Source organism: Serratia sp. G204Y (assembly GCF_051172435.1).
Taxonomy (GTDB): Bacteria; Pseudomonadota; Gammaproteobacteria; order Enterobacterales; family Enterobacteriaceae; genus Serratia; species Serratia sarumanii.
Genome location: NZ_JBPIZA010000001.1, coordinates 2,572,096 through 2,591,764, shown reverse-complemented (window position 1 = coordinate 2,591,764; position 19,669 = coordinate 2,572,096). Strand labels below are relative to the sequence as shown.

The 19,669-nt window shown below is 64.0% G+C and carries 20 protein-coding genes; 14 read left to right on the top strand and 6 right to left on the bottom strand.

What is annotated here, in order from left to right; all coding sequences use genetic code 11:
- Position 1: 1 nt before the first annotated feature.
- Entirely contained in the window at positions 2–643 is a 642-nt protein-coding gene (locus tag ACSBQQ_RS12755) for a PadR family transcriptional regulator (protein WP_060420297.1), read from the top strand.
- A complete protein-coding gene (locus ACSBQQ_RS12750; protein WP_033637457.1) occupies positions 643–942 on the top strand; it encodes a DUF3861 domain-containing protein in 300 nt (99 codons plus the stop codon). Before ACSBQQ_RS12755 ends, ACSBQQ_RS12750 begins: the two co-directional genes overlap by 1 nt.
- Positions 943–969: 27 nt before the next feature.
- Here the strand turns inward: ACSBQQ_RS12750 and kdpE are convergent, their stop codons facing one another.
- The 6 genes from kdpE to ACSBQQ_RS12720 form a co-directional block, all read right to left on the bottom strand.
- The gene (gene kdpE, locus ACSBQQ_RS12745) at positions 970–1,659 is read right to left on the bottom strand and encodes a two-component system response regulator KdpE (protein WP_033637458.1); all 690 of its coding nucleotides are present in this window, start codon (positions 1,657–1,659) and stop codon (positions 970–972) included.
- Between the two features lie 16 nt (positions 1,660–1,675).
- On the bottom strand, positions 1,676–4,372 hold the full coding sequence (gene kdpD / locus ACSBQQ_RS12740) for a two-component system sensor histidine kinase KdpD (RefSeq protein ID WP_060429362.1): 2,697 nt from the start codon (positions 4,370–4,372) through the stop codon (positions 1,676–1,678).
- A gap of 73 nt (positions 4,373–4,445) precedes the next feature.
- Positions 4,446–5,015 (bottom strand): potassium-transporting ATPase subunit KdpC, encoded by a 570-nt coding sequence (gene kdpC, locus ACSBQQ_RS12735; protein ID WP_047571678.1) that lies wholly within the window; start codon positions 5,013–5,015, stop codon positions 4,446–4,448.
- 18 nt (positions 5,016–5,033) lie between these two features.
- Entirely contained in the window at positions 5,034–7,103 is a 2,070-nt protein-coding gene (gene kdpB, locus ACSBQQ_RS12730) for a potassium-transporting ATPase subunit KdpB (protein WP_033637460.1), read from the bottom strand.
- 26 nt (positions 7,104–7,129) lie between these two features.
- Complete coding sequence (kdpA, locus tag ACSBQQ_RS12725) at positions 7,130–8,818, bottom strand: potassium-transporting ATPase subunit KdpA (RefSeq protein WP_033655172.1); 1,689 nt, start codon at positions 8,816–8,818, stop codon at positions 7,130–7,132.
- Positions 8,818–8,907, bottom strand: a complete 90-nt coding sequence (locus ACSBQQ_RS12720) for a K(+)-transporting ATPase subunit F (RefSeq protein ID WP_016928742.1) — start codon at positions 8,905–8,907, stop codon at positions 8,818–8,820. The genes kdpA and ACSBQQ_RS12720 overlap by 1 nt, the downstream gene beginning before the upstream one ends.
- Positions 8,908–9,348: 441 nt before the next feature.
- On the opposite strand from ACSBQQ_RS12720, the gene ACSBQQ_RS12715 reads away from it, so the two are divergent.
- The 12 genes from ACSBQQ_RS12715 (at position 9,349) to nei (ending at position 19,647) form a co-directional block, all read left to right on the top strand.
- The gene (locus tag ACSBQQ_RS12715; protein WP_004939916.1) at positions 9,349–9,558 is read left to right on the top strand and encodes a YbfA family protein; all 210 of its coding nucleotides are present in this window, start codon (positions 9,349–9,351) and stop codon (positions 9,556–9,558) included.
- A gap of 140 nt (positions 9,559–9,698) precedes the next feature.
- Positions 9,699–10,655, top strand: coding sequence for a YbgA family protein (locus tag ACSBQQ_RS12710; RefSeq protein ID WP_049213575.1), 957 nt, complete (start codon positions 9,699–9,701; stop codon positions 10,653–10,655).
- Between the two features lie 15 nt (positions 10,656–10,670).
- A complete protein-coding gene (gene phrB, locus ACSBQQ_RS12705; RefSeq protein ID WP_033647168.1) occupies positions 10,671–12,101 on the top strand; it encodes a deoxyribodipyrimidine photo-lyase in 1,431 nt (476 codons plus the stop codon).
- Between the two features lie 22 nt (positions 12,102–12,123).
- Positions 12,124–13,104 (top strand): MBL fold metallo-hydrolase, encoded by a 981-nt coding sequence (locus tag ACSBQQ_RS12700; protein ID WP_033647165.1) that lies wholly within the window; start codon positions 12,124–12,126, stop codon positions 13,102–13,104.
- An 18-nt stretch (positions 13,105–13,122) separates the two neighbouring features.
- The gene (locus ACSBQQ_RS12695; RefSeq protein ID WP_025301873.1) at positions 13,123–13,866 is read left to right on the top strand and encodes a type 2 GTP cyclohydrolase I; all 744 of its coding nucleotides are present in this window, start codon (positions 13,123–13,125) and stop codon (positions 13,864–13,866) included.
- A 159-nt stretch (positions 13,867–14,025) separates the two neighbouring features.
- Positions 14,026–14,682, top strand: coding sequence for a 5-oxoprolinase subunit PxpB (gene pxpB / locus ACSBQQ_RS12690; RefSeq protein ID WP_086556842.1), 657 nt, complete (start codon positions 14,026–14,028; stop codon positions 14,680–14,682).
- Positions 14,676–15,608, top strand: a complete 933-nt coding sequence (pxpC, locus tag ACSBQQ_RS12685) for a 5-oxoprolinase subunit PxpC (protein ID WP_060435815.1) — start codon at positions 14,676–14,678, stop codon at positions 15,606–15,608. Before pxpB ends, pxpC begins: the two co-directional genes overlap by 7 nt.
- Positions 15,598–16,338 (top strand): 5-oxoprolinase subunit PxpA, encoded by a 741-nt coding sequence (gene pxpA, locus ACSBQQ_RS12680; protein WP_060387388.1) that lies wholly within the window; start codon positions 15,598–15,600, stop codon positions 16,336–16,338. The genes pxpC and pxpA overlap by 11 nt, the downstream gene beginning before the upstream one ends.
- 62 nt (positions 16,339–16,400) lie before the next feature.
- Positions 16,401–17,132 carry a DUF969 domain-containing protein gene (locus ACSBQQ_RS12675; RefSeq protein WP_015376970.1) on the top strand — a complete coding sequence of 244 codons (732 nt, stop codon included), beginning with the start codon at positions 16,401–16,403 and terminating at the stop codon, positions 17,130–17,132.
- Positions 17,129–18,148: a DUF979 domain-containing protein gene (locus ACSBQQ_RS12670; RefSeq protein ID WP_041033902.1), complete on the top strand. Its 1,020-nt coding sequence runs from the start codon at positions 17,129–17,131 to the stop codon at positions 18,146–18,148. Before ACSBQQ_RS12675 ends, ACSBQQ_RS12670 begins: the two co-directional genes overlap by 4 nt.
- 8 nt (positions 18,149–18,156) lie before the next feature.
- A complete protein-coding gene (gene pcp / locus ACSBQQ_RS12665) occupies positions 18,157–18,801 on the top strand; it encodes a pyroglutamyl-peptidase I (RefSeq protein WP_016928732.1) in 645 nt (214 codons plus the stop codon).
- A gap of 54 nt (positions 18,802–18,855) precedes the next feature.
- A complete protein-coding gene (nei, locus tag ACSBQQ_RS12660; RefSeq protein WP_039566925.1) occupies positions 18,856–19,647 on the top strand; it encodes an endonuclease VIII in 792 nt (263 codons plus the stop codon).
- Positions 19,648–19,669: the final 22 nt, after the last annotated feature.

Here is a 19,669-nt window from a genome sequence, read left to right as displayed (position 1 = left end):
TATGTTTCATCGATTAGGTTTACACCGGCATCACCATCACCATCATGAATGTGAAGAGGGCCGCCGTCATCGCGGCGGGCGCCATCATTTCGGCGGCGACGGCGAAGAGCACGGCCGGGGTGGGCGCGGCGGCCGGGGCGGGCGTCATCGTCTGTTCGAACACGGCGATCTGCGCCTGGTGTTGCTGGCGCTGGTGGCGCGCAAGCCCAGCCACGGCTATGAGCTGATCAAGGCGATTGAGGAAGCCTCTTCCGGCCTGTACGTGCCGAGCCCGGGGGTGATTTACCCCACGCTGACGCTGCTGGAAGAGCAGGATTTCCTTGAGCCGCTCACCACCGGCAACGGCCGCAAAAGCTACCGCATCACCGCGGCGGGCGAGGGCGAGCTGCAAAAGCATCAACAGGCGGTTGACGTCATTCTGGCGCGCCTGGCGGGCGCCGGCCGCGAGCATCATCGGCACGGCAACCTGGCGGAAGGCATCTACGACGCCATGAACCGCCTGCGCAGCCTGCTGCGCGGCAACGTGATGCGCGCCGATCTTACGCCGCAGCAGGTGGAGCGCATCAACGCCGCGTTGCTGACCGCCGTGGCGGCGATCGAAAGCGAAATGCATATTCAACCCACGCAGCAGGAGAAGAACTGATGCCCGGCCACCGTTTTACTATTACCGTTGAAGCCCTGAGCGATCGCCAGGGCAATCCCGTCGCGAAAGCGCCGCTGAGTTTTGAAGTGACCAACCACGACGATATTCTCGAGATCGTCGAGCGTATCCGGGCGCGTGACGATCTGAACTTCGGCCCCGAGCAGAGCGCGGCCTTCGCCGTGGGATTGAAGCTGTTCTCCGAAGTGATGATCGAAAACCGCAAACACCCGGTGTTCGCTCCGCTGCGCGATGCGTTTAAGGAATTTATGGTCGGATTGAAGAAAGGCCCGGCGGCGTAAAGGCGCGGCACACCGCGCCCGCTGGGGTTAAGGCATGAAGCGGTAGCCGACGCCGGTTTCGGTCAGCAGGTGTTTGGGCCGGGCCGGATCGGCTTCCAGCTTCTGCCGCAGATGGCCCATGTAGATGCGCAGGTAGTGGCTGTGCTCCACGTAGTTCGGCCCCCAGACGTGGCTCAACAGCTGACGTTGGGTGATCACCTTGCCGGCGTTGGCCAGCAGTTCCGCCAGCAGGCGAAACTCGATCGGCGTCAGGTGCAGGTCTTCGTCGTTGCGCAGCACCCGGCGATTCACCAGATCGACGGTGATCGCTGAAAAACTCACCAGCGGGCTTTCCTGCTGGCTGGCGGAGTGGCGGCGCAGCGCGACCCGCACCCGCGCCAGCAGCTCGCCGATGCCGAACGGCTTGCTGAGGTAGTCGTCGGCGCCGGCGTCCAGCGCGGCGATCTTGTCCTCCTCGGCGTTGCGCGCCGACAGCACGATCACCGGAATGGCGCTCCACTGCCGCAGATCGCGGATGTAGCTCAGCCCGTCGCCATCCGGCAACCCCAAATCAAGGATGATCAGATCCGGTTTGCGCGTGCCGGCTTCAATCAGCCCGCGCTGCAGCGTTTCACTTTCAAATACCCGCAGGCCTTCGCTCTCCAGCGCGGTGCGCACGAAGCGGCGGATCTCTTTTTCATCTTCAACAATCAGAATGTTGGTTGGCGTTATGCTCACGTTTCCCCTGCGTTGATTACAGATCGAAGGCGTCGCCGTCGATCTCGGGCGGTTTTTCCAGCGGCAGCACGAAGCGGAAGCTGGCGCCGCCGTTGGCGCCGTTTTCCGCCCAGATGCGGCCATCATGCACTTCAATAATGGCACGGCAAATCGCTAACCCCAAGCCGACGCCGGGGATCGCCGACTCTTTATTGCCGCGTGAAAACTTGTCGAAAATCAGCTGCAGCTGATCGGCGGGGATGCCGGGGCCGTTATCCCAGACCTCGACTTCCAGCCACTCGGGCAGCGTGCGGGCGCGAATGCCGATGGTGGCCTCGGCGCCGGCGTATTTATTGGCGTTTTCCAACAGGTTGGTGAACACCCGTTCCAGCAGGCTGCCGTCGCAGTTGACCAGGATCTGTTCCGGCGGCAGCTCGACCACGATCGGATGCTGGCTGAGCAGCGGCTCCAGCATGTGCAGCGAGGCGCCGACGATCTCTTCCAGCGACTGCCACTCTTTGCGCAGGCTGAAACCGCCGGACTGGATGCGCGCCATATCCAGCAGGTTGTTCACCAGCCGGGTGGTGCTCAGCACCTGCTGGCGGATCTGGCTGGCCTGGGTGGCGTGATTGGAGCCTTCGGCCGCCAGGTCCAGCGTGAGGATTTCCGCCTGGCCGAACAGCACGGTCAGCGGCGTGCGCAGATCGTGCGACAGCGCCGCCAGCAGCGAGTTGCGCAGCTGTTCGCGCTCGGCGTCCAGCTTGGCTTCTTCGGCGCTGCGCGCCAGGTGCAGCCGCTCCAGTGCGCTGGCGATCAGCACCGCGAAGGTCTGCAGCAGCCGCTGCTGTTCCGGCACCATCAGCTGGCGCAGGTTGTTGGGCTCGATCGCCAGCAGGCCGAAGGTCTGCTTGGGGGTATTGAGCGGCAGCAGCTGGTAAGGCACGCCGGGCAGGGTGTCGGTGCCGGCACCTGCCGGCAGGCCTTTGTCGAAGCTCCAGCGCGCGATGGCTTCATCTACCGACAGCAGCCCGCCTTCCTCGCCGACCATCTGTTGCAGGCGGCCGTCTTCCTGCGGCAGCAGCAGCACGGTTTTCGCCTGGAAACTGCTGGAGAGGAAGTGACGGCTGGTGTTGGCGATGTCGGCCACGGTCAGCGCGCGGCTCAGCCCGCGCGACATTTCGTACAGGTGACGCGCCCGCTGCTCGCGGTAGCGCGCCACCCGGGCCTGATAACGCACCCCGGCGGTCAGGTTGCCGATGATGATGCCGACGGCGAGCATCACGCCGAAGGTCAGCAGATACTGCATATCGCTGACGGCGAACGACCATTCGGGCTGGACGAAGAACAGATCGAAGCTGGCGACGTTGATCACCGCCGCCAGCACCGACGGCCAGCGGCCGAAGAACAGCGCGACGATCGCCACGCCGAGCAGATAGATCATCACCAGGTTGGCCTGATCGAAGCCCGGCAGCAGCCACTGCGAGAGCAGGGTGATCAGCGCGCACAGCGCCACCGCCACCGCGCAGCCGCGCAGCTGCATGCGCCATTTCTCATTGAAGCTGCGGCCGTCGTGCTCCTTGCCCGGCGGCGGCTGCGCGGCGTCGTTCTCCAGCGCCACGATCACCAGATCGAGATCCGGGCCCAGCCGGCCGAGGCGATCGGCGAAGCTGCCGCGCAGCTTCCAGCGCTGTTCGCTACGGCGGCCGATGATGATTTTGCCGAGGTTATGCTCGCGGGCGTAGCGCAGCACCGCGCGCTCTTCGGACGGATCGGCCAGGGTGGCGGTTTCTGCCCCCAGTTCCTGCGCCAGCCGCAGCGCGCGCAGAATGGCGCGGCGCTGGTTTTCCGGCAGCCGGTGCAGCTTGGGGGTTTCCACATAGACCGCATGCCAGTGGCAGCCGAGCCGCGCCGCCAGCCGGGCGGCGATGCGCACCAGCTTTTCGTTGCCGCTGTTGTGGCCGACGCACAGCAGAATGCTGTCGCGGGTGTGCCACACTTTCTCGCGCCCCTGGGTATCGCGAAACTCGCGCATCTGATCATCGACCCGATCGGCGGTGCGGCGCAGCGCCAGCTCGCGCAGGGCGATCAGGTTGCCTTTGCGAAAGAAGTGCTCGATGGCGCGCTCGGCCTGACCGGGAATATACACTTTGCCTTCGTGCAGCCGCCGGCGCAGATCGTCCGGCGGCAGATCGACCAGCACCACTTCGGCGGCTTCGTCAAACACGTGGTCGGGCATCGTTTCGCGCACCCGCACGCCGGTCACGCCGCCCACGACGTCGTTCAGGCTTTCCAGATGCTGCACGTTGACGGTAGTCAGCACGTCGATGCCGGCGTCCAGCAGCTCTTCCACATCCTGCCAGCGTTTGGGGTGGCGCGAACCCTGGGCGTTGCTGTGCGCCAGTTCGTCCATCAGCACCAGCGCCGGGTGGCGCGCCAGCGCGGCGTCGAGATCGAATTCATGCACCAGCCGGCCGCGATGCTGGATGCGTTTTTGCGGCAGCAGCGACAGGCCGTCGAGCAGGGCGGCGGTCTCGCTGCGGCCGTGGGTTTCCACCACGCCGACCAGCACGTCCAGCCCCTGAGCGCGCAAACGCTGGGCCTCCTGCAGCATGGCGTAGGTTTTGCCCACGCCGGCGCAGGCGCCGAAGAATACCTTCAACCGGCCGCGCGGCTTTTCATTGGCCAGCGCCAGCAGGCTATCGGGATCGGGGCGCTGCTGCTCTTCTTCGACCATGACAATTCCTTGTGTTACCAAGCAAAAAGGGGTTCGGCATGCCGAACCCTATCACTATGCTGAATACGGCGCGTTACTTCAACGCATCCAGCGCCAGGTTCAGCTTCAGCACGTTGACCACCGATTCCCCCATGAAGTTGGGCGTGGCCCGATCGGTATTGTCGTCGATCAGTTTGGCGACCTGTTCCGGCGGCAGATGACGCGCCGCCGCGACCCGCGCCAGCTGATATTGCGCGGCGGCGATCGAGATCTGCGGATCCAACCCGCTGCCGGAGGCGGTCAGCAGATCGACCGGGATCGGGCCGCTCATTGCCGGGTTGGCCTGGCGCAGCTGCGCTGCGCGTTCGGCGATAGCCTTATCCAGCGCCGGGTTGGTGGCCGCCAGGTTGCTGCCGGCGGAGGCCTGTGGATTATAGGCCGAATCGCCGGTGGCCGACGGGCGGCCCCAGAAATAGTCAGCGCGCGTAAAGTTCTGGCCGATCAGCGCGGAGCCGACCGCCTTGTCGCCTTGGTACAGCAGCGAGCCGTTGGCCGCGGCCGGAAACAGCAGCTGCGCCAGCCCGGTGGTCAGCAGCGGATAGGCGATGCCGGTGATCAGCGTCAGCAAAATCAGCATCACCAGCGCAGGTCGTAAATAAGTCATGTTCATTTCCCTCAATGGTTAACCGGCGACGTGCAGCGCGACCAGGATCAGGTCGATCAATTTGATGCCGACGAACGGCACCAGCAGACCGCCGACCCCGTACAGCCACAGGTTGCGGCGCAGCAGGGCCGCGGCGCTCATCGGTTTATAGCTCACCCCTTTCAGCGCCAGCGGGATCAGGAACACGATCACCAGGGCGTTGAAGATCACCGCCGACATGATGGCGGAGGCGGGGGAGTGCAGGTGCATCACGTTCAGCGCGTTCAGCTGCGGGTAGGTGGCCGCGAACGCCGCCGGAATGATGGCGAAGTACTTGGCCACGTCGTTGGCGATGCTGAAGGTGGTCAGCGAGCCGCGCGTCATCAGCATCTGTTTGCCGATGTGCACCACTTCGATCAGCTTGGTCGGGTTGGAATCCAGATCGACCATGTTGCCCGCCTCTTTGGCGGCCTGGGTGCCGGAGTTCATCGCCACCGCCACATCGGCCTGCGCCAGCGCCGGGGCGTCGTTGGTGCCGTCGCCGGTCATCGCCACCAAACGGCCTTCTCCCTGATACTGGCGGATCAGCGCCAGCTTGGCTTCCGGCGTGGCTTCCGACAGGAAATCGTCCACCCCGGCTTCGGCGGCGATCGCCGCCGCGGTCAGCGGGTTATCGCCGGTGATCATCACCGTTTTGATGCCCATCTTGCGCAGCTCATTGAAGCGTTCCTTGATGCCGCCCTTGACGATATCCTTCAGCGCCACCACGCCCAGCACCCGGGCGCCTTCCGCCACCACCAGCGGCGTGCCGCCGGTGCGCGCCACGCTTTCCACCAGATCGTCCACCGCCCGCGGGAAGTGGCCCTGATTGGTTTCGACGTGGCGGCGAATGGCGTCCACCGCGCCTTTGCGGATCATGCGCTCCTGCACGTTGACGCCGCTCATGCGGGTCTGGGCGGAGAAGGGCACGAAGGTGGCGTTCAGCGCCTGCAGATCGCGTTCGCGCAGGTTGAAGCGCTGTTTGGCCAGCACCACGATGCTGCGGCCTTCCGGCGTTTCGTCCGCCAGCGAGGCCAGCTGCGCGGCGTCCGCCAGCTCTTGCTCTTTCACGCCCGGCGCCGGCAGGAACTCCGAAGCCTGGCGGTTGCCCAGCGTGATGGTGCCGGTTTTATCCAGCAGCAGCACGTCCACGTCGCCGGCGGCTTCCACCGCGCGGCCGCTGGTGGCGATCACGTTGGCGCCGAGCATGCGGCTCATCCCGGCCACGCCGATGGCGGACAGCAGGCCGCCGATAGTGGTGGGGATCAGGCAGACCAGCAGCGCGACCAGCACGGTGATGGTGACCACGCTGCCGCTGCCGGCCGCTTCCACGCTGTATTGCGAGAACGGGAACAGGGTGGCGGTGGCCAGGACGAACACGATGGTCAGCGCCACCAGCAGGATAGTCAGTGCGATCTCGTTCGGCGTTTTGCGGCGTTTGGCGCCTTCCACCATGGCGATCATGCGATCGAGGAAGGTTTCCCCCGGGTTGACGCTGCACTGCACCACCAGCCAGTCGGACAGCACGCGGGTGCCGCCGGTGACCGAGGAGAAGTCGCCGCCGGACTCGCGGATCACCGGCGCGGATTCGCCGGTGATGGCGCTTTCATCCACCGAGGCGCCGCCTTCCAGCACTTCGCCGTCGCACGGGATGGTATCGCCGGCTTCCACCAGCACGATATCGCCTTTGCGCAGGCTCTCGGCGGCCACTTTCTCCGTGGCGCCGTCGCGGCGCGGGCCGGCCAGCTTTTTCGCCCAGCTGGTTTTCTTGGTGCCCTTCAGGCTTTCCGCCTGGGCCTTGCTGCGCCCTTCGGCCAGCGCCTCGGCGAAGTTGGCGAACAGCACGGTGAACCACAGCCACAGGGCGACGCTGCCGGTGAAGGCGGCGGCGCCGTCGGTTTGGCCGGTGAGGATCGCCAGCCAGATGGCGGTGGTCAGAATGCTGCCGATATACACCACGAACATCACCGGGTTGCGCCATTGAACGCGAGGGTCCAGTTTTTTCACCGCATCGATCAGCGCGGTGCGCACCAGAGCCGGTTCAAACAGCGCGCGTTGTTTGCGAGTCATCTCTTATTCTCTCTCTGTGACGTCGATTAGTTTGCCAACCAAAGCTGCAAATGCTCGGCCACCGGGCCCAGCGCCAGCGCCGGCACGAAGGTCAGCGCGCCCACCAGCAGCACGGTGCCGATCAGCAGGCCGATAAACAGCGGCCCATAGGTCGGCAGGGTGCCGTTGCCCGCCGGCTGGCGTTGCTTGGCGCTCAGCGAGCCGGCGATCGCCAGCACCGGCAGGATCACCCCGAAGCGGCCGACGAACATGGCGAAGGCCAGCAGCAGGTTGTAGAACGGCGTATTGACGCTCAACCCGGCGAAGGCGCTGCCGTTGTTGTTGGCGGCGGAGGACAGGGCGTACAGCACTTCGCTGAAGCCGTGGGCGCCCGGGTTGAGGATGCCGGCGCGGCCCGCGTCGGTGCCGATGGCCAGCGCGCTGCCCAGCAACACCAGCGTCGGCGTGACCAGGATCGCCAGCGCGGTCATCTTCATGTCGTAAACGTCGATCTTCTTGCCCAGATATTCCGGGGTGCGGCCGATCATCAGACCGGCGATAAACACCGTCAGCAGCACGAACAGCAGCATGCCGTACAGGCCGGAGCCGACGCCGCCGAACACCACTTCGCCGATCTGCATCAGCCACATCGGCACCATGCCGCCCAGCGCGGTGAAGGAGTCGTGCATGGCGTTGACCGCCCCGCAGGACGCGGCGGTGGTGACTACCGAGAACAGGCTGGTGGCGAGAATGCCGAAGCGCGACTCTTTGCCTTCCATATTGATGTTGCTGTCGGCGCCCAGCGCGCTCAGGTGCGGGTTGCCTGCCAGCTCGGCGACCATCACCGCCACCACCGCCGCCACGAAGATCAGCGCCATCGCCCAGATCAGCGCATGGCCCTGGCGGTTTTCACCGGCCAACTGGCCGAAGGAGAAGCACAGCGCGCAGGGGATCAGGAAGATGGCCAGCATCTGCACGAAGTTGGTCAGCACGGTTGGGTTCTCGAACGGGTGCGCCGAGTTGGCGCCGAAGAAGCCGCCGCCGTTGGTGCCGAGCATCTTGATCGCTTCCTGCGAGGCCACCGGCCCCATCGGCAGCGTCTGCTGCGCGCCTTCGAGCGTGGTGACGTGCAGGTAAGGCAGGAAGTTTTGCAGCGTGCCCTGGCTGACGAAGAACAGGGCGATCAGCAGCGCGATCGGCAGCAGCACATACAGCGTGATGCGGAACAGATCGGCCCAGGCGTTGCCGACGGTCTTGCCGGCGCGGCGGGTAAAGGCGCGGATCAGCGCAAAGGCCACGGCGATGCCGGTAGAGGCGGAGACGAAGTTCTGCACCGCCAGCCCGGCCATCTGGCTCAAATAGCTGAGGGCGCTTTCGCCGCTGTAGGCCTGCCAGTTGGTGTTGGTGACGAAGCTGACGGCGGTGTTGAGCGCCAGATCCCAGGAGAGGCCCGGGAAGCCTTGCGGGTTGAGCGGCAGCGAACCTTGCGTCATCAGCAGGGCGAACAGCAGCGCCAGGCCGAGCAGGTTGAACGCCAGTATTGCCAGCGCGTACTGCCACCAGTTCATCTCGGTGACGCGGATGCCGCAGGCGCGCCAGACGCCGGCTTCCACCCCGCGTAGCGCAGGCAGCGGTTCACCTTCGATCAGGCGCGCCATAAAGCCGCCCAGCGGCCTGGCCAGCAGCAGAAGCACCAGCAGGAAGCTGGCGATCAGTAAAAAGGCTGAAGCCGCCATCAGAAATCCTCCGCGTTAAACAGGGCGTAGACCAGATAGGCCAACAGCAGCAGAACCAACAGCGCACCACCAATAACGCTGAAACTCACGGGACACCTCCAGAGGTGTTGTTTTTGATAGAGGCAGTGTAGGGAGAGGGGTAGAAAGAAGATGAAAAAATCGCGCGGGCGGGTGTAAAAAAAGTATAAAAATGGCTGAAATTTCAGCGAAAATTTAGCATTTCAATCATCAGGCCGGTGGCGAGATTGTCCCTGATGGGGGAGGGAGAACAGGCGTAAGCGGGAAATAATGAACCAGATAATAACCACAATGTAACTCATGGTAAGTTAAAAATTAACCTTGCTGTAACAAAATTACGGATCGCGGCGGCGGTTAGCGATTTTTTGTGCGATTTAGTGGTCGGATGAGTAGTAAACTTTCATCAAGTGCGCTAAAATTTTGTCCAGTTACCAAATTACCGATTGTTCATTTGATACGCCGACGCCGTTTTCCCTGACAAATCAACGGCAGGCGTTTTTAAGGAGGTTCGCATGTCTACGACCTATCACGCTTATTCACTGCATCGGATTCTCCTGCGCCGCAGCGCAGTGGTTATCGCGGGCATTTTGGCCCTGCCGGTGATGCTGTTCCGCAGCGATCGCGGGCGTTTTTACAGCTACCTGCACCGCGTCTGGTCAAAAACCAGCGATAAGCCGGTCTGGCTGCAGCAGGCGGAACTGGCGTCCTGCGATTTCTACTGAGCCACTGCCGATTCACGAAAACCCTCGCCCTGCGGCGAGGGTTTTTTTATGCCTATAGCCGGCACTATCAAGCGCAAGGTCGTATTCGGCAAGCCATTCTTCTACACTTTCCTCATCGGTCAACAACACGGGAGAGCGGTATGAGCGACAAGATCCCTATCGGCATCAGCGCCTGTTTACTGGGCGACGCGGTGCGTTTCGACGGCGGCCACAAACGGCTGGCCTTTGCGGTGGAACAGTTGGCGCCCTATGTGCGCTTTGAGCCCATTTGCCCGGAAATGGCGATCGGCCTGCCTACACCACGCCCGGCGCTGCGCCTGGTGAAGCAGGCGCAGCCGTGGCCGGCGATGCGCTACAGCAACGACGCCGGCGTGGATCTGACCGAGGAGATGCGCGGCTTCTCCGCGCAGCGCGTGGCGGCCTTGCAGCATCTGTGCGGCTATATCGTCTGCGCCAAGTCACCGAGCTGCGGCCTGGAGCGGGTGCGGGTCTACAGCGAAAACGGCAAGGACTCACGTAAAAACGGCGTCGGGCTGTTTACCGCGGAACTGCTGCGCCAGATGCCGTGGCTGCCGGTGGAAGAAGACGGACGATTGCAGGATGCGGCACTGCGGGAAAACTTTATCGAGCGGGTGTACGCGCTGTACGAGTTGAACATGCTGTGGCGCCAGGGGCTGACCCGCGGCGGGCTGATCGCGTTTCACAGCCGCTACAAGCTGTCGCTGCTGGCGCATTCGCAGCCGGCGTATCGCGAATTGGGGCGCTTCGTCGCCGATATTCACCGCTGGGATTCGCTGGAGGCCTTCGCCGTGGAATACCGCAGCCGCCTGATGGCGCTGTTGGCGCACAAAGCAACGCGGCGCAACCACACCAACGTGTTGATGCACGTGCAGGGCTACTTCCGCCGTCAGCTCAGTACGGCGCAGCGCCAGGAGCTGGCGCACCTGATCGACCGCTACCGGCAGGGCATGCAGCCGCTGTTGGCGCCGATCGCGCTGCTCAAGCATTACATGGCGGAATACCCCGATCGCTATCTGGCGGAACAACGCTATTTCGAACCTTATCCGGAGGCGCTGCGTTTGCGTTACGGCCATTGATTGACAAGGAGTTTTATGACCACGCATCTGGTCTGGTTGCGTAACGATCTGCGTATCACCGACAACAAAGCCCTGCACGCCGCCTGCAGCGATCCCGAAGCCCGGGTGCTGGCGGTGTTTATCGCCACACCGCAGCAGTGGCGGCAACATGAGATGGCGCCGCGGCAGGCGGCGCTGATCCACGCCAGCCTGCAGGCGGTGCAGCAGGCGCTGGCGCACAAGGGCATTGCGCTGCATTGCCATTCCTGTGCGGACTTTGCCGCGTCGATCGACTGGCTGGCGGACTATTGCGAGCGAGAGCAGGTGGATGCGCTGTTTTACAATCGCCAGTACGAACTGAACGAACGGCGGCGCGATGCGCGGCTGGAACAGCGGTTGAGTGGCCGGGTGAGGTGCCACGGTTTCGATGACAGCCTGCTGTTGCCGCCGGGCAGCGTGCTCACCGGCGGCGGCGAGATGTACAAGGTTTATACGCCGTTTCGCAACGCCTTTCTTCAACGCCTGACCGAGTCCGACGTGAGTTGCCTGCCGGCGCCGAAGACTCGCGCCGGTGGCGCGTTGCCTGCGCCTGAAGCGCCGGCGGCGTTCGATTACCCTATGGCGGAGACTGGGGATGGCTATCCCGCCGGCGAGGAGGCCGCGTTGCAGCGGCTGCGCGCCTTTTGCCGCGAGCAGGTGCAGGATTACCTCCGGCAGCGCGATCTGCCGGCCCTCGCCGGCACCAGTAGCCTGTCGCCCTATCTGGCGATCGGCGTGCTGTCGCCGCGCCAGTGCTTCAACCGCCTGCGCGCCGAATGCCCGCAACTGCTGGAAGATCGCGAAAGCGGTGCCTTCGCCTGGCTCAACGAGCTGATTTGGCGTGAGTTCTATCGCCATCTGCTGGTGGCCTATCCCGATCTGTGCCGCCATCGGCCGTTTATTGCCTGGACGGACAAGGTGCGCTGGTGCGATGACGCGGCGAAGCTGCACGCCTGGCAGCGGGGCGAAACAGGCTACCCGATCGTCGATGCCGCCATGCGCCAGCTGAATGCCACCGGCTGGATGCACAACCGGCTGCGCATGATCAGCGCCAGTTTTCTGGTGAAGGATCTGTTGATCGACTGGCGTGCCGGGGAGCGCTATTTCATGTCGCAACTGCTGGATGGGGATCTGGCGGCCAACAACGGCGGCTGGCAGTGGGCGGCATCCACCGGCACCGACGCCGCGCCGTATTTCCGCATCTTCAACCCGACGACTCAGGGTGAACGTTTTGATCCACAAGGCACTTTTATCCGTAAATGGTTGCCGGAACTGGCGGATGTGCCCGACAATGACATCCATCATCCCCATCGCTGGTCGGAAAAGCAGCGATGCACGCTGAACTACCCGCTGCCGATCGTCGATCATAAGCAAGCCCGGCTGGAGACGCTGGCGGCGTTCGAGGCGGCAAAACGGGGAGAGTCTTGAGGCAACTGCAAGGAGCGACGCAATGATGAAAAAGGTGCTGGCCCTGTGCCTGAGCGGCTATTCGGCGCTGGCGATCGCCGGCTTTGACGTGGTGGCGCTCGGCGTCGACGGCGGCGTCAGCGACGGCAATCTGACCTCCTACCTGATCCGCAGCGACAATCAGCCGCGGTATGTGGCGCTGGACGCCGGTTCGCTGCTGCCGGGCATCGCCAAAGGGCTGGAGAAGGGCAGCTTCCCGCAGGTGACGCCCGAGCTGGCCGCGCCTTACACGCCGCAGGGCTATGTGTTCCGGCAGTTGATCGGCAGCTACTTTATCAGCCACGGCCACCTGGACCACGTGGCGGGGCTGATCCTCGGCTCACCCGAGGACAATAAAAAAACCGTTTACGCCCAGGCGGACACCGTACTGACCCTGCGTAATCACTACTTCAACTGGAAGGCGTGGCCGAACTTTACCGACGCCGGCAACGGCTCGCGGCTGGGCACCTATCGGCTGCAAACGGTGCGGCCGCAGCAGCGGTTTACCCTCGGCCTGACCGGATTGACCGGCGTGATGTACCCGCTCAGCCACGATCGCTATCCGTCGTCGATGCTGCTGATTTCCAACGGCAGCGAGTTCTTCGCCTACTTCGGCGATACCGGGCCGGATAAGGTGGAGCAGTCGCGCGATCTCGATACCGTCTGGCGCGCGCTGGGGCCGCTTGTCGAGCAGAAGAAGCTCAAGGGCATGATTATCGAAACCTCTTACCCTAACGGGGTGGAGGATAAACATCTGTACGGCCATTTGACGCCGGCCTGGCTGCTGAAGGAGCTGAAGAACCTGACGCAGTACAGCGGCGGCAAAGGCTCGCTGAACGGTTTGCCGGTGGTGATCAGCCATATCAAGCCCAGCCTGAAGCAGGGCGAAGATGCGCGCGCCGCCATTGCGCAACAGCTGGCGCAGGGCAACGATCTGGGGGTGAAATTCATCCTGATGGCGCAGGGCGACCGGCAGACATTTTGACTATGAAGAGAGAAGAGAATGCGTAACCTCGATCTGGAACAACTGATCAACACGGAACTGAACGCCGCGGCGTTTCAGGACTACGCCCCCAACGGATTGCAGGTGGAAGGCCGCCCGCACGTGCAGCGCATCGTGACCGGCGTCACCGCCTGTCAGGCGCTGCTGGACGCCGCGGTGGCGCATCAGGCCGACGCGATTATCGTGCACCACGGCTATTTCTGGAAAAACGAGGCGCCGGCGGTGCGCGGCATGAAGCGCAACCGCCTGAAAACGCTGCTGACCCATGATATCAACCTGTACGGCTACCACCTGCCGCTGGACGCGCATCCGGTGCTGGGCAACAACGCGCAGCTGGCGCAGGCGCTGGGCATTCGGGTGATTGGCGACGTCGAGCCGCTGGTGCCGCACGGCGAATTTGAACAGCCGCTGACCGGCGAAGCGCTGCAGCAGCGTATCGAAAGCCGGTTGGGGCGCGCGGTGCTGCACTGCGGCGATAACGCGCCTGAGCACATTCGCCGGGTGGCCTGGTGCACCGGCGGCGGCCAGGGCTTTATCGACAGCGCGGCGCGCTTCGGCGTCGATGCGTTCATCAGCGGTGAAGTGTCTGAGCAGACCATTCACAGCGCGCGCGAAATGGGCGTGCATTTCTTCGCCGCCGGCCACCACGCCACCGAGCGCGGCGGTGTGAAGGCGCTGGGCGACTGGCTGGCGCAGCACCACGGCTTTGATGTGACCTTTATCGACATCCCGAATCCCGCCTGATTTTTTTCTTCCCCGGATCCAGCCCGGCCTGTGCGCCGGCTGAATCCTTCTATCGCGCTATTTCCTTATTTTCCCTATGGTTGCGTTCTATTGACAGCCGGGGCCGCGTCACGCATAACTGGTGTGTTTTTCATCGCGATAATAATAAGGAGAATAAGGGTGCAACAAGCACGTTATTACCTGTTGGGTGAAAGAGCGGTAGTGCTTGAACTGTCGCCGCCGGTGACCTTATCGAGCCAGCAGCGCATCTGGGCGCTGGCGGAAAAGCTGAATCACCACCCCGACGTGCGGGAAGTGGTGCCGGGGATGAACAACCTGACGCTGTTGCTGCATACGCCGCAGGCCGACGCCGAAGCGATGCTCGCGCTGCTGCAGCAAGGTTGGGAAAGCAAAGAGAGCCTGACGCCGGAATCGCGCCAGGTGGATATTCCGGTGGTCTACGGCGGGGAGCAAGGCCCCGATCTGGATGAAGTGGCGCGCCATACCGGCATGACGCCGCGGCAGGTGGTGGAATGCCACGCGGCGGCGGCCTACGTGGTCTATTTCCTCGGCTTTCAGCCGGGCTTCTCCTATTTGGGCGGCATGCCGGAACAACTGGCGACGCCGCGCCGTGCGGAACCGCGTCTGGCGGTGGCGGCCGGCTCCGTCGGCATCGGCGGCGGCCAGACCGGTATCTATCCGCTGGTGACGCCCGGCGGCTGGCAGCTGATCGGCCGCACGCCGCTGGCGCTGTTCAATCCGCATGAAATGCCGCCGACGCTGCTGCGCCCGGGCGATAACGTGCGCTTCGTGCCGCAGAAGGAGGGCGTATGCTGATTATTCTGCGTGCCGGCATCTATACCACGGTGCAGGATTTGGGCCGCGAGGGATTCCGCCGCCTGGGCATCAGCACCGGCGGGGCGCTGGATCAACCGGCGCTGAAGATCGCCAACCTGCTGGTGGGCAATGCGCCGGAGGCCGCCGGGCTGGAGATCACCCTCGGCCAGTTCAGCGCCGAGTTTACCCGCCCTGGCTGGATCGCCTTGACCGGTGCCGGCTGCGACGCGCAGCTGGACGGCAAGCCGCTGTGGACCGGCTGGCGCTACCCGGTGAAAAAGGGGCAGCGGCTGGCGCTGGGCACGCCGAAACGCGGCATGCGCAGCTACCTGGCGATCTCGGGCGGCATCGCCGTGCCGGAAATGCTGGGCTCGTGCAGCACCGACATGAAAGCCGCCTTTGGCGGCCACGAAGGCCGTAATCTGAAGGACGGCGATCGGTTGCCGCTGGGCAAATCCACCGTGCTGCCGCAACACCGCTGCGGCGTGAAGCAACTGCTGTTCACCAACCGCATTCGCGCGCTGCCGGGGCCGGAGTACGCTGAGTTCAGCGAAGAGGCGCAGGACACGTTCTGGCGCACCGCCTGGCAGCTCAGCCCGCAGAGCAACCGCATGGGCTACCGCCTGCACGGCGGTACGCCGCTGGCGCGCACCACCGATAGAGAGATGCTGTCGCACGGCCTGCTGCCCGGCGTGGTGCAGGTGCCGCACAACGGCCAGCCGATCGTGCTGATGGCCGATGCGCAAACCACCGGCGGTTACCCGCGTATCGCCTGTGTGATTGAGGCCGATCTCTACCACTTGGCGCAGATCCGTCTCGGCGAACCGATCCACTTCGTTCTCTGCTCACTGGCCGAGGCGCAGCGCGCCAAAGCCGAGCAGGATCTCTTCCTTCGACAGATTGCCTGGGGGTTACATGATCGTTGATTTGAACGCCGATCTCGGCGAAGGCTGCGCCAACGACCAGGCGCTGTTGCAACTGGTGAGCTCGGCCAACATCGCCTGCGGCTTCCACGCCGGCGATGCGCAGACCATGCGTCAGTCGGTGCGCTGGGCATTGCAGTACGGCGTGGCGATCGGCGCCCACCCGAGTTTTCCCGATCGGGAGAACTTCGGCCGCACCCGCATGCAGCTGCCGCCGGAAACGGTGTACGCGCAGGTGGTGTATCAGCTCGGGGCGCTGGCGGCGATCGCCCGCGCCGAGGGCGGGGTGATGGTGCACGTTAAGCCGCACGGCATGCTGTACAACCAGGCGGCGGTTGAGCCGGCGCTGGCGGAAGCGATCGCCCGGGCGGTGCAGGCGGTCGATCCGGCGCTGCGGCTGGTGGGGCTGGCCGGCAGCGAGCTGATCAGTGCCGGGGAACAACTCGGTCTGACTACCCGACAGGAGGTGTTCGCCGATCGCGGCTATCAGGCCGACGGCACGCTGGTGCCGCGCGGTTTGCCGGGGGCGCTGATTGAGGATGACGAACAGGCGCTGGCGCAAACGCTGGAGATGGTGCGCCATCACCGGGTGCGCAGCGTGGATGGCGTCTGGACCGCCGTTCAGGCGGAAACCGTCTGCCTGCACGGGGACGGCGAGCATGCGCTGGCGTATGCGCGCAAGCTGCGGGACAGTTTTGTTCAGCAGGGCATCCGCGTCAGCGCGGAGCAGTAAAGCAATAAAGCAAGACACAACATCACAAGCAAAAAACTATTAGAAAATATCGAGGGAAGACTATGGAACAGGCCGTGAATCTCTGGCCACTGATTGGCATCGCCGCCATCGTGGTCGGGTTTGTATTGCGTTTCAACCCGGTGCTGGTGGTGATCGCCGCCGGTATCATCACCGGTCTGGCGGCGCTGATGCCGCTGGACGTCATTCTGGAAAAGCTCGGCGAGGGCTTTCTCAATACCCGCAACCTGCCGCTGATCCTGCTGCTGCCGCTGGCGGTGATCGGCCTGCTGGAGCGCCACGGGCTGAAAGAGCGGGCGCAGGCGTGGATCGCCAGGATCAAAAGCGCCACCGCCGGCCGTCTGCTGATCGTCTACCTGTTCGTGCGCGAGATTACCGCGGCGATGGGGCTGACCAGCCTGGGCGGGCATCCGCAGATGGTGCGGCCGCTGCTGGCGCCGATGGCGGAAGGGGCAACGGAAAACCGCTACGGCGAGCTGCCGGAGCGCACGCGCCACCGTTTGCGAGCCATGTCGGCCGCGACCGACAACGTCGGGCTGTTCTTCGGCGAAGATATCTTCGTCGCCTTCGGCGCGATCATCTTCATGCACAACTTTATGCTGGAGTCTGGCGGCATTCAGACCGAGCCGCTGCATATCGCGCTGTGGGGCATTCCGACCGCGATTTTCGCTTTCCTGATCCACGCGTTCCGGCTGTATCGGATGGATAAACAGCTGAGCGCCGAGCTGGCGCAGCTGAATCAGGCGGCGCTGCAGGCGAAGGGGGAGGCACGATGAATTTCCAGCAACAATATCTCTACTGGCTGGCCGGCGCGGTGCTGCTGATTGTGGCGGTGATGTCCTTCCGCGATCGCGCCAACCCGCGCCGCATCACCACCGGGCTGTTTTGGGGGCTGTACGGCCTGGTGTTCCTGGTCGGCGACTGGACTTACCGCCTGCTGGGCGACGTGCTGGGCGAGGGCAGCAACGAAAAACGCATGCTGCATATCATCGTTGGCGTGGTGGTGGTGGTGATGGCCTTGATCGCCGGCTTTGGCGGTGTGCGCCTCGGCAGCTATCACCAGCGGGCGCCGCAGGAGCGCGAGGCCAGCGCCAAGCGCCTGGGCAACAAGCTGTTTATTCCCGCTCTGGCAATCCCGGTGGTGACGGTGATCGGCGTGTTGTTGTTCAACAACGTGCCGGCGTTGCAAAGCGCGGTATTCGGCAGCGGCAACCATGCGACGCTGATCACCCTGTTCTCGATGACCGTCGGCTGCCTGATCGGTCTGGCGATCGCGGTGAAAATGACCCATGAGAAGGCCCTGCAGCCGATACAGGAAGCGCGGCGCCTGCTGGATTCGATCGGCTGGGCGTTCATTCTGCCGCAGATCCTCGCCACGCTGGGGCTGCTGTTTACCGTCGCCGGCGTCGGCACCGCGATCTCGCATTTGACCCAAGAGTATCTGGCGGTCGATAACCGCTTTATCGCCGTGGCGGTCTACGCTATCGGTATGGCTGTGCTGACCATGGTGATGGGCAACGCCTTCGCCGCCTTCCCGATCGTTACCGCCGGCATCGGCATTCCGATCCTGGTGTTGCAGCACGGCGGCAACCCGGCGGTGATGGCGGCGATCGGCATGTTCTCCGGCTATTGCGGCACCCTGATGACGCCGATGGCGGCGAACTTCAACATCGTGCCGGCGGCGCTGCTGGAGCTGCCGGACAAGAATGCGGTGATCAAGGCGCAGGTGCCGACCGGCGTGCTGCTGCTGTTGGTTAACGTGTTCCTGCTGTATTTCCTGATGTTCCTGTAGGAGTAAGGATGCAAAAAGTATTGATTACCGGCTTTGAGCCGTTTGGCGGCGAGCGCCTCAACCCCTCCTGGGAAGTGGTGAAGCAGCTCAATGATATGGAGCTGGTCGGCACGCGCATCGTGGCGCGCCAGCTGCCGTGCGTGTTCGGCGCGGCGCTGGAGGCGCTCAATGCGGCGATCGACGAGGTGCAGCCGGTGATGGTGCTGGCTATCGGCCAGGCCGGCGGCCGCACCGACATCACGATTGAACGGGTGGCGATCAACGTCGACGATGCGCGTATCCCCGACAATCAGGGGCAACAGCCGGTGGACGAGCCGATCGTCGCCGGCGGCCCGGCGGCCTATTTCAGCACCTTGCCGATCAAGGCGATGGTCAGTTCGATGCGTGAGGCCGGCATTCCGGCCGCCGTTTCGCAGACCGCCGGCACCTACGTGTGCAACCATGTCATGTATGGCTTGCTGCACCGTTTGAGCGGCCAGCGCGAGGTGAAGGGCGGCTTTATCCATATCCCGTACCTGCCGGAACAGGCGGCGGCGCACCCCGGCGCGCCGAGCATGGCGGCCTCGACGGTGCTGTTTGCATTGGAGCTGGCCGTTTCCATCGCTTTGCAGGTGGAGCACGATCTGAAAGTGGTGGGCGGCGCGACGCATTAATCAAGAAAATCCCCGGCGTAGCGCGCTGCGCCGGGTCTACGTAAGGAGTGGTCTATGCCGGAAGGACCGGAGATTCGCCGGGCGGCGGACAAACTGGCGGCGGCGGTGATCGATCAGCCGCTGACCGCCGTCGATTTCGCTTTTCCCCAGCTGAAACACTACCGCCAGCGTCTGCTCGGCGAGCGCATCGTCGCCATCGAGCCGCGCGGCAAGGCGCTGCTGACCCATTTCTCCAACGGGCTGACGATGTACAGCCACAACCAGCTGTACGGCGTGTGGAAAGTGGCGGCGGCCGGGGAGACACCGGAGACCCGGCGCGATCTGCGGGTGCGGCTGGAAACCGCCCGCAGCGCGATATTGCTCTACAGCGCTTCCGACATTACCGTCGGGCCGCGCGAGGAGATAGAGCAGCACCCGTTTTTGCAACGCATCGGCCCCGACGTGTTGGACATGTCGTTGACGGTGGAAGATGTGGCGGAGCGGTTGCTGACGCCGCGTTTTCGCCGCAGGCAGCTGGGCGGCATGCTGCTCGACCAGGCGTTTCTTGCCGGATTGGGTAACTATCTGCGCGCCGAAATCCTGTGGCAGGCCGAACTGGCGCCGCAGCACAAACCGCAGGATCTGCCGCCGGAGGCGCTGCGCCGCCTGGCGGACGCATTGCTGGCGGTGCCGCGCCTTTCCTACCAGACGCGCGGGCAGGCGGATGACAACCGGCATCACGGCGCGCTGTTTCGCTTCAAGGTGTTTCATCGCAGCGGCGAGCCTTGCGAACGCTGCGGTGGGATGATCGTGCGTACCGAACTGTCGTCGCGGCCGTTTTATTGGTGCCCGGGCTGCCAGAAATAACCAAAAAAAACGCCGCCCGAAG